This window comes from Streptomyces sp. NPDC005962, from assembly GCF_040629205.1.
Taxonomy (GTDB): Bacteria; Actinomycetota; Actinomycetes; order Streptomycetales; family Streptomycetaceae; genus Streptomyces.
Genome location: NZ_JBEXVE010000006.1, coordinates 358931 through 371352, shown reverse-complemented (window position 1 = coordinate 371352; position 12422 = coordinate 358931). Strand labels below are relative to the sequence as shown.

The window sequence follows — 12422 nt, the reverse complement described above, 5'->3', positions numbered from 1 at the left end:
GCAACCGGGGCTCCCCCAGCCCCGGTTGCGAAACCCCCGCGCCCCCTTCAGCGCCGATCGAACCACCCGAGGGGCCAAACCCCAGCCGGGAGTTTGTCCCCTACCCGCCCCTTCCCAGAACCGGGGCTCCGCCCCGGACCCCGCCCGTGCACGGGCTTGCATGCTGGACGGGATCGCGTACGCCGCCGGGCGGGCCCGTCTCGCCGACGCCCGCCGCGCCGAGGACACCCGAGGTCCGGGGCCGCACCCACCGGGCCCCAGCCAGAACCCCCGGCAAGGCAGCACAGCCCAACCCCCGGGGTCCCGGGTCGCGGACCCCCGGCGCGTTCCAGCGCCCAAGGGCCAAGACGACGACACGGCGTCCCGGACGAAGCCCCGGCCACGAACCCCAGCTGATCCCGGCACCCGACCACCAAGGTCCGGAACAAAGCCCCGACCACGGGCACCCAACCCGCCCAGCACCCGACCGGCGAGGTCCCTGGCAGAACCCCCGGCCACGGACCCTCAACGCGTCCCGGCACCCAACCACCAAAGCCCGGGCCTCCCCGGCCACGAACCCCCGGGTGGTCCCGGTGCCCGACCGTCACGGTCCGGGGCGAGGCCCCGGCCACGGGCATTCAATCCGCCCGGTGCCCGACCGGCGAGGTTCCGGGCAGAGCACCCGGTCGCGGGCTCCCAGCTCGTTCCGGTGTTCGACCACCGTGGTCCGGGACGAAGTCCCCGGCCTCGGGCGTGGGGCGCACTCACCGCGCGGTTGCGAACGCCCAGCCCGTCCGGCGATTGAGGGCCGGGGGCGGGGCCCCCGGGGTCGGGGAGGGGCGGGTAGGGGAAAGGGCCGCCGCCCGCACCCGTACGGCAAAGGGCCGGGCCCGGGAGCATTCGCTCCCGGGCCCGGCCCTTGATTGCCGAGACGACGCGCTAGGCGTGCCGCGTCAGTTGTCGTCCTCGTCGATGAGGAAGCCCCGCATCGGGCTGGGCGCCTGCTGCATCGGCTGCGGACTCTGCGGCCGCACCGGTGCCATCGGCTGGGTCATCGCGGGAGACATCTGCTGCTGCCCGCCGTACGACGGCGCGCCGCCGTTCGGCTGGTGGCCGCCCATCGACTGGTTGCCGCCCATCGTGTGGCCACCCATCGAGCCGGCACCCGAGGAAGCCATGGACCCGCTCATCGAGGGGGACGGCGGCAGCGACGCGGTCGCCGGGGTACGAGGCGGGGCCAGCGAGTCGTCGGACTGGTTCTCCAGCTGGCGCAGCTGGCTCTCCAGGTACGACTTCAGCCGCGTGCGGTACTCGCGTTCAAAGCCACGCAGGTCCTCGACCTTGCGCTCCAGCGTGGCACGGGCGGACTCCAGGGAGCCCATCGCGACACGGTGCTTCTCCTGCGCGTCCCGCTCCAGCGCGTCCGCCTTGGCGCGGGCGTCGCGCTCCAGGCCCTCGGCGCGGCTGCGGGCCTCGCCGACGATCTTGTTGGCCTCGGAACGGGCCTCCGCGATCGCCTGGTCGGCGGTCTGCTGCGCGAGCGAGAGCACGCGCGCGGCGCTGTCGCCGCCCGGGCCCTGACCCGGCTGCGGCAGCTGCGGGCCACCGGGGCCACCAGGACCGCCGGGACCGCCCATCGGGCCACCCATCGGACCGCCATGACCCATGGGACCGCCCTGGCCCATGGGACCGCCCTGGCCCATCGGGCCGGGACCGCCGGGGCCACCAGGACCGCCGGGGCCACCGGGACCGCCCTGACCCATCGGGCCGGGGCCGCCCTGGCCCATCGGACCGGCAGGCAGCTGCGGGGCACCGCCCGGAAGCTGCGGCGGGCCACCCATCTGCTGCTGCTGTTGCTGCTGCTGCGGCGGCGGGCCGGGCTGGCCCTGCTGCTGCGGCGGTCCGGATATGGCGGCGGGAACAGGGGCGCCGGGTCGCTCCTGCTGTTCCGGTGGTTTGCGCATGCCTTGTTGCTGCTGACTCTGTGCGGCGGCGCGGGTCGCTGCGGCCAGTTTGGCGCGCAGGTCCTCGTTCTCCCGCAGCAGCCGGGTCAGTTCGGCTTCGACCTCATCGAGGAAGGCATCGACCTCGTCCTCGTCATAGCCTTCTCGGAGGCGGACGGTCGTGAACTGCTTGTTCCGCACGTCCTCGGGGGTCAACGGCATCTCTACTTCACCTCAACGTAGTCGTCGGCAACCGGCAAGACCGTATCGTTCACACCCTGCTCGCAAAATTGCTCACGACGGTGATCAGGATCCAGACGATGATCATCAGCACGAAGAAGGACAGGTCGAGCGCCACACCCCCGAGACGCAACGGCGGGATGACCCGCCGCAGCAGCTTGAGTGGCGGATCGGTCACAGTGTAGGTGGCCTCGAGGATGACCACCATCGCCCTACCGGGTTGCCACGAGCGTGCGAACTGGAAGACATAGTCCATCACCAGCCGGAAGATCAGCACGATCAGGAAGCAGTACAGCGCGATGTAGATCACCTGTAGTGCGATGCTCATCTCGCTGCGTCCCTCTCCCCTGTTTCGTACGCGGCCTTGCGGCCTCGGATGACTCGGTGTTGCCGTGTTGCGTCTCAGCTCTGGTTGAAGAACCCGCCCTCTGCGATACGGGCCTTGTCCTCCGCCGTGACATCGACGTTAGCAGGAGACAACAGGAACACCTTCTGCGTCACTCGCTCAATGCTCCCATGGAGACCGAACACGAGTCCGGCGGCAAAGTCGACAAGTCGCTTCGCGTCCGTGTCGTCCATCTCCGTCAGATTCATGATCACCGGGGTGCCCTCACGGAAGTGTTCCCCGATAGTACGGGCCTCGTTGTAGGTCCGGGGGTGCAGTGTGGTGATGCGGTACGGCTCCCGCTCGGACACAACCTTGGGCATGATCACCGGTGCGTTCTTCTCCAAGTTCTGACGTTCAGGTGTGATAGACGCCACGGGGGCAATTCGCGCGGGTTGTCTGCTTTCCGTCACAAGCGGAGCTGGTTCGCGCTGTGCGGGCGGGTGGACGACTCGCACAGATTCACCCCGCTCCGGCCGAGGTTCGGTCTCCGCCGCCGGATGACGCCGGCGCTCCCGCTCAGGCTCCGGCTCGGGCTCGAATTCGTCGTCGGGGTCGAACCCCCGGCCGTCGTACCCATCGTCCTCCACGAGGCCGAGGTAGACCGCCATCTTGCGCATAGCGCCGGCCATTCTCTGCGTCCTCCGCTCTGTGGTGGATCGGCTCCGCCACCGGATGCCCTGTATCCACGCGGCCCGCCCGCCTTTTGACGGGAATGACCATATTTTCTGCTGTGGTCCGACTTCTTCGCGACGTTACCGGAGCCTGGGGCGGACTCCGAGTACCGCAGTGCCGACGCGCACATGTGTCGCTCCCGCCGCAACCGCTTCTTCCAGATCTGAGCTCATTCCCGCCGAGACCATGTTCGCAGCCGGATGAGCCACGCGCAGGCCGGATGAGATTTCCTTCAGCCGGTCGAAGGCCGCCCGCGGCCGGTCCGCGTAGGGCCCGTCCAGCGGCGCCACGGTCATCAGACCGTCCAGCCGCAACCCGTCGGCCGCGATCACGGCATCGGCCAGAGCGGCCACTCCGTCCGCACCGACACCTCCCCGCTGACCCCGCTCCCCGGAGTCCACGTCAAGGGCCACTTGAATCAGGACACCCAGCTCGCGCGCGGCCCCCACGGCCGCACCCGAGAGCGCGTCGACCAATCGCTTGCGATCAACCGATTGCACCACATCGGCATAACTACATACAGAACGCACCTTATTGGTCTGCAATTGTCCGACAAAATGCCAGATCAATGGCAGATCGGCGCATTCCGCAGCTTTGGGGGCGGCCTCCTGATCGCGGTTCTCCGCGACGTGCCGTACACCGAGTTCCGCGAGCAAACGGACATCGCTCGCCGGATGCGTCTTGGTGACCACGATCAGGGTCACCTCTTCGCGTTCGCGACCGGCGGCGGCGCACGCGGCAGAGATACGTTCCTCCACCCGGGCCAGGTTCGCGGCCAGTTCCGTCTTGCGATCCGTCACAGCTCAGCCGTCCAACCAGACATAGCTCGCGAGCCGCCCCGTCGTGCGGTCACGCCGATAGGAGAAGTGGTCCGCCGATTCCAGCGTGCAGATGTGAGAAAGTCCATCCATCTCCACGCCGGACCGGGCGAGTTGGGCCCGCACTCCGGCCGCCACGTCCACCGCCGGAGTGCCCCAGCTGGTCTCGGCCCAGGACTCGGGCACCGTCTCGGCCACCTCGGCACGCATCGCCGCGGGAACCTCGTAGCACCGGCCGCAAACGGAGGGACCGGTTCGGGCCACGATCCGGGCCGGGTCGGCGCCCTGAGCCGTCATCGCCCCGACCACCGCCGGGACCACCCCGGCGACCAGCCCCGGGCGGCCCGCGTGCGCGGCACCGGCGACACCGGCGACCGGGTCGGCCAGCAGCACCGGGGTGCAGTCGGCGGTGAGGACGGCGAGGGCGAGCCCCCGACGCGACGTCACCACCGCGTCCACGCAAGGGATCTCACCGGTCGTCCAAGGGCCCTCGACCACGGCCACGTCCCGGCCGTGCACCTGGTTCATCCAGACGACGGACGACGGGTCCAGGCCGAGCACCTTGGCCGACAGTTCGCGGTTGGTCCGTACGGCCTGAGGGTCGTCGCCCACCGCGCCGCCGAGGTTGAGCTCGTCATACGGAGCGGCGCTCACCCCGCCCCACCGGTCGGTGAAGGCGAAGTGCGCGCCGCTCGCGTCGTGCTGTTGCGCTATCACTGCGGGATCGCTTCAGGGTCGCCGTGGAGCCATGGCACCCGGCTCACTTCAGGAAGTCCGGCACGTCCAGCTCCTCGGCCTGGCTGTCCTGGTAGGGACGGGCCGGGGGGACCTGCGGGGTGGACACCGGGGGCGGCGGCGGGACCTCGGCGACCGGAGCGGGCTCCGGCGCGCGCTCCTCCTCACGCGGAGTGACGCTGCCGAGTCCGCCGAAGGACGGACGGCCGGGCTCCGAGGTGGACGGACGGGCGGCCTGGTCGCTCGTGTTCTCCTCGCGGCCGCCGTTGTACGAGCCCAGCACCTTGTCGCGGTTCTGGCTCTTCGGGGGCGGCTGGCCGCCGTCGAAGCCCGCCGCGATCACGGTGACCCGGACCTCGTCGCCGAGCGCGTCGTCGATCACCGCGCCGAAGATGATGTTGGCCTCGGGGTGGGCGGCCTCGCTCACCAGCTGGGCGGCCTCGTTGATCTCGAACAGACCGAGGTCGGAGCCGCCGGAGATGGAGAGCAGCACGCCCCGGGCGCCGTCGATGGACGCCTCCAGCAGCGGCGAGGAGATCGCCATCTCGGCCGCGGCCACCGCGCGGTCGTCGCCGCGCGCCGAGCCGATGCCCATGAGCGCCGAGCCCGCCTCGGACATCACGGACTTGACGTCCGCGAAGTCGAGGTTGATCAGGCCGGGGGTGGTGATGAGGTCGGTGATGCCCTGAACACCCGACAGCAGCACCTGGTCCGCCGACTTGAACGCGTCGAGCACGCTCACCTGGCGGTCGGAGATCGACAGGAGCCGGTCGTTCGGAATGACGATGAGGGTGTCGACCTCGTCGCGCAGTCCCGCGATGCCGTCCTCCGCCTGATTGGCGCGGCGGCGGCCCTCGAAGGTGAACGGACGGGTCACCACACCGATCGTCAGCGCGCCCAGTGAACGCGCGATGTTGGCGACCACGGGGGCGCCGCCGGTGCCGGTGCCGCCGCCCTCGCCCGCGGTCACGAAGACCATGTCGGCCCCCTTGAGGACCTCCTCGATCTCCTCGCGGTGGTCCTCGGCGGCCTTGCGGCCGACATCGGGATTGGCGCCGGCGCCCAGTCCACGAGTGAGCTCGCGGCCGACGTCGAGCTTGACGTCCGCGTCACTCATCAGCAGGGCCTGCGCATCGGTGTTGATCGCGATGAACTCGACGCCCTTGAGCCCGACCTCGATCATCCGGTTGATGGCATTCACGCCACCGCCGCCGATGCCGACGACCTTGATGACTGCGAGGTAGTTCTGCGGTGCTGCCACGTCGAAGGCCTCTCGCCTCGAGTTACGTGTCGTCACCCCGCTGTTGCCGCGGTGCGCCGACTGATGCCGAATGGGACGGTTCCGATTGCCGACCCCAACCCTAACGCTGAAGTTTAGGGTTACCAGTGCCTCTGTTTCCCGGAGTCTTCGGAACAGGACACTAAGTCGACAAGTGGCGCGCGTTCAATGAACACGCCGAACCGACCGCTTTTCTTTTCACCCTATGTGATCACCCAGTGGGCTAGCGAACCAGGGGTGCTGGCCTGCGGTATCCCCGTCAACTACGGGACACCGCGGGCGCGCTCGGCGCGCTGACGTCGAAGTGACCGGCGTCGGGCCGCGCTTTCATGAGCGCGGTGAGCGCCTTGGCCTTGACGGCTCCGCGCTCCTCGCTACCCCACGCGACGGTACGGCCCCGGCTCAGCTCCAGGGTGATCGAATCGTACGAGCGGACCCGGACCGAGCGAGTGTCCGCACGGACCTTCGCCGGGAGCCCGGCGACCACCCGGACGGCCTCGCGGCGCAGCCGCGCCGGGCCGAAATGGCGTGAACTCGGCGACCGGTCCGGTTCCATTTCGAGCAGCGGAGCGCCCTTCGGCCGCTTCGCCACACGGGAGAACCGCACGCCGTCGGCGTCCACTTCGCGGAACTTCCCGCCCTCTTCGACAATCACTTCGGCCTTGCGTTCCGTCACATCAAGACTGATGGTGTGCGGCCATGACCGGGATACGTCCACTTTTGCTATACGCGGCAGCCGGTCGCGCAGCCGGTCCCCGATCGCGCCGGTGTCCACCGAGGCCAGCGGGGTGTCCAGCGGGACGGCCGCGGCCTCGCGGACCTCGTCCGGGGTCAGCACGTTCGCGCCCCCCACGGTCACCCGCTCGGCGCGCAGCCAGCTCGACCCGTACAGCAGCCAGACGGTCCCGCCGCCCAGCAGGGCCGCCACCACCGCGGCGATCACCAGGGTGCGGCGGCGGGGCGGGCGGAACCTGCGCCGCGCCGCGAAGAAGCGCGGGGGCGGGCCGGACGGCGACGCCCGTCGGGGGCCGCTCTCGGCGGTCGTCGATCCGGCCACGCTCCCTGCCTTCTCACGCCTGGCGGCGTGCCGCGATTGCCTCGTACACCATGCCGACCAGCAGCTCGTCGGCGTCTCGGCGGCCGAAATCGGCGGCGCGCCGCGACATCTCGTACAGCCGGTGCGGGTCGCCGAGCACCGGGAGCACATTGCTCTGCACCCATTCCGGCGTCAGCTCGGCGTCGTCGACCAGCAGTCCGCCGCCCGCCTTGACCAACGGCTGGGCGTTGAGCCGCTGCTCACCGTTGCCGATGGGCAACGGGACGTAGGCGGCCGGGAGCCCGACGGCGGACAGCTCGGCGACGGTCATCGCGCCCGCACGGCAGAGCATCATGTCCGCCGCGGCGTACGCGAGGTCCATCCGGTCCACGTACGGTACCGGGATATAGGGCGGCATTCCGGGCATGTTGTCCACATGCGGCAGTTCGTTTTTCGGACCGACCGCGTGCAGGACCTGGATTCCGGCCCGCTGCAGGAACGGGGCGACCCGCTGGACCACCTCGTTCAGCCGCCGCGCACCCTGCGAGCCGCCGGAGACCAGCAGCGTCGGCAGGTTCTGGTCGAGCCCGAAGGCCGCGCGCGCCTCGGGCCGGACCGCCGCCCGGTCCAGGGTGGCGATGGAGCGGCGCAGCGGGATGCCCACGTAGCGGGCGCCGCGGAGCTTGCTGTCCGGGGTGGAGACACCGACGGACGTGGCGTAGCGGGAGCCGATCTTGTTGGCGAGCCCGGGGCGGGCGTTGGCCTCGTGGACGATGATCGGCACGCCCAGCCGCTTGGCGGCCAGATAGCCGGGCAGGGCCACATAGCCACCGAAGCCGACCACGCAGTCGGCCTTGGTGCGCTCCAGGATCTGCTCGGCGGCCTTGATCGTGCCGCGCAGCCGCCCGGGGACGGTGATCAGCTCGGGGGTGGGTTTGCGTGGCAGCGGAACAGCCGGGATCAGCCCGAGTTCATAGCCGCGCTCGGGCACGAGGCGGGTCTCCAGCCCGCGCTCCGTGCCGAGCGCCGTGATACCCACGGTCGGGTCCTGCCTCCGCAGGGCGTCCGCGAGGGCGAGCGCGGGCTCGATGTGGCCGGCGGTCCCCCCACCGGCGAGTACGACATGCACCGAAATTCACCGCTCTCCGGACGGCCGTTCCTTGACGCGCCGTCTCATCGTCTTCCGTCTCACCCGAGCCAGCTTCTTCCGCAAAGCAGGCTGCCGCATGGCCAGCGCCGCCCGCGCGGCGGGCTCGGCCCGGGCGAAGGCGATCAGCAGACCGACGGCGAACATGGTCGGCAGCAGGGCGGACCCTCCGTAGGAGAACAGCGGGAGCGGAACCCCGGCGATCGGCAGCAGACCGAGCACCGCACCGATGTTGATCACGGCCTGGGCCGTGATCCAGGTGGTCACGCCTCCCGCGGCGTACCTCACGAAGGGGTCCTCCGTGCGTCCGGCCACGCGGATACCCGCATAGCCTAGAGCCGCGAAGAGGACGAGCACCGACAGCGTCCCCGCCAGGCCGAGTTCCTCCCCGGTAATGGCGAAGATGAAGTCGGTGTGCGGTTCGGGTAGTTCGCCCCATTTCTCCATGGACGCCCCGAGCCCGGAACCGAACCATCCACCGTTGGCCAGAGCGTAGATCCCGTGCACCGCCTGCCAGCACTGATCGTTCGTTCCGGGCTCGGTGGCGCCGATGCAGGCGAGCCGGGACATCCGGTTGGCGCTGGTCTTGATCAGCAGAACGCCGATCACCCCGGCGAAGGCGAGCACGCCCGCGAAGAGCCGGGTGGGGGCGCCCGCCAGCCAAAGCAGGCCGAAAAGAATCGCCGTGAGAATGATCGCGGTGCCCATGTCGCCGCCCAGCATGATCATCCCGAGCAGCAGGGCCGCCGCCGGGACGAGCGGCACCAGAAGGTGCTTCCACTGGGTGAGCAGCCGCTTGTCCTGCTTGCGGGCCAGCAGGTCGGCGCCCCACAGGACGAGCGCGAGCTTGCCGAACTCGCTCGGCTGGAGCATGAACGGGCCGCCGAAGGAGATCCAGTTCTGGTTGCCGTTGACCGAAATCCCTATCCCCGGCACCTGGACCAGGCACATCAGGAAGACCGAGGCCGCCAGCAGCGGATAGGCGAAGGCGCGGTGCAGCTTGATCGGCATGCGCACCGCCAGCAGCATCAGCGCGGCGCCGAGCGCCGCCGCGAAGAGCTGCTTGCGGAAGAAGTACGAGGGCGCCAGACCCGACTGGAGCGCCTTGATCTGGGAGGCGGAGTAGACCATCACCAGGCCCAGCACAGTGATCAGCGCGGCGCCGCCGAGGACCAGGTAGTACGCGGTGAGCGGCCGGTCCCAGGCCTTCTTGGCGCGCTGCTGTGTGCCCCGCAGCGCGTCCAGCAGGCTGCCGCGGGAGGGACGGGCCGGTGTGCGGATCAGCGGGCGGCGGGGCGCCCTGGGAGCGCCCTGACGGCCCTTGCCCGCGGCGGCCTTGGCCTGAGGGGGCTTGGCCTGAGGAGTTTTGGCCGCCTTCTTGGCCGCGGTCTTGGGCTGAGGGGTCTTGCCCTGGGGGGTCTTGGCCGCGGTGCTCCGGCCGCTCTGCGGGCGGGCGGCGGGTGTCGCGGACCGTTCCCCGCCCCGCGCCGCGGGCCTCGGCCGCGCGGCGCCGCCCGCACGCGGCCCGGGGCGGCCGGTGGCCGCCCCGGCCTGCCGGGATCGCGGCGCGGCGGGCTGGTCAGGCGTCATGTCGTATCCCCTCCAGGTTCTCCGCGCGAGCGGTGGTCCTCGCGGGGGACCGGCGGGCTACTGCTCGTCCGTGACCGGGCCCGGGGCCAGGTCGTGAACCGCCGCGGCGAAGGCGTCGCCCCGCTTGTTGTAGTTGGTGAACATGTCCATCGAGGCACAGGCCGGGGCCAGAAGGACCGTATCGCCCGGCCGGGCGAGCCGGGCCGCTTCGCGGACAGCCGCCGCCATCGCCCCAGTGTCGGTCCGGTCGAGGTCCACGACCGGGACATCCGCTGCGTGTCGCGCGAGCGCTTCCCCGATCAGGGCGCGGTCGGCGCCGATCAGCACCACGCCGCGCAGCCGCCCGGCGGCCGTCGAGACGAGGTCGTCGAAGACGGCGCCCTTGGCGAGGCCCCCGGCGACCCACACGATGTGCTCGTACGCGCCCAACGACGCCTCGGCGGCGTGGGTGTTGGTCGCCTTGGAGTCGTCCACGTAACTCACCCCGTCGACGTCCGCGACGTGTTCCACCCGGTGCGGGTCCGGGCGGAAGGCGCGCAGGCCGTCCCGTACGGCCGTGGGCGGTACGCCGTAGGCGCGGGCCAGGGCCGCGGCGGCGAGCGCGTTGGCGATGTTGTGCGGCGCGGGCGGGTTGACGTCGGCGACCTCGGCCAGCTCCTGGGCGCTCTTCTGCCGGTTCTCGACGAAGGCCCGGTCGACGAGGATGTTCTCGACGACGCCGAGCTGGGAGGGGCCGGGAGTGCCGAGGGTGAAGCCGATCGCCCGGCAGCCCTCCTCGACGTCGGCGGCCCGGACCAGGTCCTCGGTGGCGGGGTCGGCGGCGTTGTAGACGCAGGCCACCTGGTTGCCCTCGTAGATCCGGCCCTTGTCGGTCGCGTACGCCGCCATGGATCCGTGCCAGTCGAGGTGGTCGGGGGCGAGGTTGAGCACCGCGCCGGAGTGGGTGCGCAGCGAGGGCGCCCAGTGCAGCTGGTAGCTGGACAACTCGACGGCGAGGACGTCGTACGGCGTATCGCCCAGCACGATGTCCAGGAGCGAGACGCCGATGTTGCCAACGGCGGCGGTGCGCAGTCCGGCGGCCTCCAGGATGGACGCCAGCATGCGCACGGTGGTGGTCTTGCCGTTGGTGCCGGTGACCGCGAGCCAGGGCGCGGAGTCCGGGCCGCGCAGCCGCCAGGCCAGCTCCACATCGCCCCACACCGGGACGCCCGCCTTCTCGGCGGCCAGGAAGAGCGGGCTGGTGGGCTTCCAGCCGGGGGTGGTGACGATCAGCTCGGTGCCGTCGGGGAGTGTGTCCCCGTCGCCGAGCCGGACCGTGATGCCGAGCGGCTCCAGTTCGGCCGCCTGGGCGCGCTGTGGCGCGCCGTCGCTTCCGTTGACGACGGTCACCGAGGCCCCGAGGCCCCGCAGCGCACGCGCTGCGGGGACCCCGGAGACGCCGAGTCCGGCGACGGTGACATGCCGTCCGGCGAGATCGGTGACGTCGAGGGTCACGAAGCCCGCCAGCCCGCGTAGAAGAGGCCGAGTCCGACGATCACGCACATGCCCTGGATGATCCAGAACCGGACCACCACAAGGACTTCGCTCCACCCCTTGAGTTCGAAGTGGTGCTGGAGTGGTGCCATCCGGAAGACCCGGCGCCCGGTCATCCGGAACGAGCCGACCTGGATGACCACGGACAGGGTGATCAGGACGAACAGCCCGCCGAGGACGGCCATCAGCAGCTCCGTACGGGAGCAGATGGCGAGCCCCGCGAGCGCGCCGCCCAGCGCGAGCGAGCCGGTGTCACCCATGAAGATCTTGGCGGGCGAGGTGTTCCACCACAGGAAGCCGAAGCAGGCGCCCATCAGCGCGGACGCGACGACCGCGAGGTCGAGCGGGTCGCGTACCTCGAAGCAGGACGAGGGGTTGGTGAGGCTCTGCGCGTTGGCGCAGGACTCCTGGTACTGCCAGACGCCGATGAAGGTGTAGGCGCCGAAGACCATCACGGAGGCACCGGTGGCCAGACCGTCCAGGCCGTCGGTGAGGTTCACGCCGTTCGACATCGCGAGGATCATGAACAGCGCCCAGATCGCGAAGATCACCGGGCCGAAGGACCAGCCGAAGTCCTGGACGAAGGAGAGCCGGTCGGAGGCCGGGGTCTGCTGGCGCGCGTCGGCGAAGTTCAGCGCGAGGATCGCGAAGGCGACACCGACGATCAGCTGACCGGCCATCTTGGCCTTGGCCCGGAGGCCCAGACTGCGCTGCTTGACGATCTTGATGTAGTCGTCGAGGAAGCCGACCAGCCCCATGCCCGCGAACAGGAAGAGCACCAGCACACCGGAGAAGGTCGGCTCGCTGCCGGTGATCACCTTCGTCACCGCGTAGGCGATCAGCGTGGCCAGGATGAAGGAGATACCGCCCATGGTGGGCGTGCCCTTCTTGCTGCCGTGCGTCCGCGGGCCGTCGTCCCGGATGTACTGGCCGTAGCCCTTGCGGGCGAGCAGCTTGATCAGCAGCGGAGTGCCGATCAGGGTCAGAAAGAGCCCGATGGCTCCGGAGAAGAGAACCTGCCTCATGGCGGGTACGTGTTCTTCCGCGGCGATCGCGCCGGCG

The 12422-nt window shown here is 70.6% G+C and carries 11 protein-coding genes; all 11 read right to left on the bottom strand.

The window, feature by feature from the left end:
• Positions 1 to 932: 932 nt before the first annotated feature.
• On the bottom strand, positions 933 to 2144 hold the full coding sequence (locus ABZ370_RS13730) for a DivIVA domain-containing protein (RefSeq protein ID WP_358619852.1): 1212 nt from the start codon (positions 2142 to 2144) through the stop codon (positions 933 to 935).
• Between the two features lie 49 nt (positions 2145 to 2193).
• Positions 2194 to 2490 (bottom strand): YggT family protein, encoded by a 297-nt coding sequence (locus ABZ370_RS13725; protein WP_009718667.1) that lies wholly within the window; start codon positions 2488 to 2490, stop codon positions 2194 to 2196.
• A gap of 74 nt (positions 2491 to 2564) precedes the next feature.
• A complete protein-coding gene (gene sepF, locus ABZ370_RS13720) occupies positions 2565 to 3179 on the bottom strand; it encodes a cell division protein SepF (protein ID WP_009718666.1) in 615 nt (204 codons plus the stop codon).
• A gap of 123 nt (positions 3180 to 3302) precedes the next feature.
• The gene (locus ABZ370_RS13715) at positions 3303 to 4022 is read right to left on the bottom strand and encodes a YggS family pyridoxal phosphate-dependent enzyme (RefSeq protein WP_358619851.1); all 720 of its coding nucleotides are present in this window, start codon (positions 4020 to 4022) and stop codon (positions 3303 to 3305) included.
• A gap of 3 nt (positions 4023 to 4025) precedes the next feature.
• Positions 4026 to 4757: a peptidoglycan editing factor PgeF gene (pgeF, locus tag ABZ370_RS13710; RefSeq protein ID WP_358619849.1), complete on the bottom strand. Its 732-nt coding sequence runs from the start codon at positions 4755 to 4757 to the stop codon at positions 4026 to 4028.
• A gap of 43 nt (positions 4758 to 4800) precedes the next feature.
• Positions 4801 to 6036 carry a cell division protein FtsZ gene (gene ftsZ / locus ABZ370_RS13705; protein WP_358619847.1) on the bottom strand — a complete coding sequence of 412 codons (1236 nt, stop codon included), beginning with the start codon at positions 6034 to 6036 and terminating at the stop codon, positions 4801 to 4803.
• Between the two features lie 277 nt (positions 6037 to 6313).
• Positions 6314 to 7111 carry an FtsQ-type POTRA domain-containing protein gene (locus tag ABZ370_RS13700; RefSeq protein WP_358619845.1) on the bottom strand — a complete coding sequence of 266 codons (798 nt, stop codon included), beginning with the start codon at positions 7109 to 7111 and terminating at the stop codon, positions 6314 to 6316.
• Positions 7112 to 7124: 13 nt separating this feature from the next.
• The gene (gene murG / locus ABZ370_RS13695; protein ID WP_009718661.1) at positions 7125 to 8219 is read right to left on the bottom strand and encodes an undecaprenyldiphospho-muramoylpentapeptide beta-N-acetylglucosaminyltransferase; all 1095 of its coding nucleotides are present in this window, start codon (positions 8217 to 8219) and stop codon (positions 7125 to 7127) included.
• Between the two features lie 6 nt (positions 8220 to 8225).
• Positions 8226 to 9827 carry a putative lipid II flippase FtsW gene (ftsW, locus tag ABZ370_RS13690; RefSeq protein WP_358619844.1) on the bottom strand — a complete coding sequence of 534 codons (1602 nt, stop codon included), beginning with the start codon at positions 9825 to 9827 and terminating at the stop codon, positions 8226 to 8228.
• A gap of 57 nt (positions 9828 to 9884) precedes the next feature.
• Positions 9885 to 11321, bottom strand: a complete 1437-nt coding sequence (murD, locus tag ABZ370_RS13685; RefSeq protein ID WP_358619842.1) for a UDP-N-acetylmuramoyl-L-alanine--D-glutamate ligase — start codon at positions 11319 to 11321, stop codon at positions 9885 to 9887.
• Positions 11318 to 12385: a phospho-N-acetylmuramoyl-pentapeptide-transferase gene (mraY, locus tag ABZ370_RS13680; protein ID WP_358619891.1), complete on the bottom strand. Its 1068-nt coding sequence runs from the start codon at positions 12383 to 12385 to the stop codon at positions 11318 to 11320. Before mraY ends, murD begins: the two co-directional genes overlap by 4 nt.
• Positions 12386 to 12422: the final 37 nt, after the last annotated feature.

Coding starts and splice junctions, on each gene's coding strand:
- ABZ370_RS13730 (WP_358619852.1), bottom strand. CDS start 2,144: ATGCCGTTGACCCCCGAGGACGTGCGGAACAAGCAGTTCACGACCGTC.
- ABZ370_RS13725 (WP_009718667.1), bottom strand. CDS start 2,490: ATGAGCATCGCACTACAGGTGATCTACATCGCGCTGTACTGCTTCCTG.
- sepF (WP_009718666.1), bottom strand. CDS start 3,179: ATGGCCGGCGCTATGCGCAAGATGGCGGTCTACCTCGGCCTCGTGGAG.
- ftsW (WP_358619844.1), bottom strand. CDS start 9,827: ATGACGCCTGACCAGCCCGCCGCGCCGCGATCCCGGCAGGCCGGGGCG.
- mraY (WP_358619891.1), bottom strand. CDS start 12,385: ATGAGGCAGGTTCTCTTCTCCGGAGCCATCGGGCTCTTTCTGACCCTG.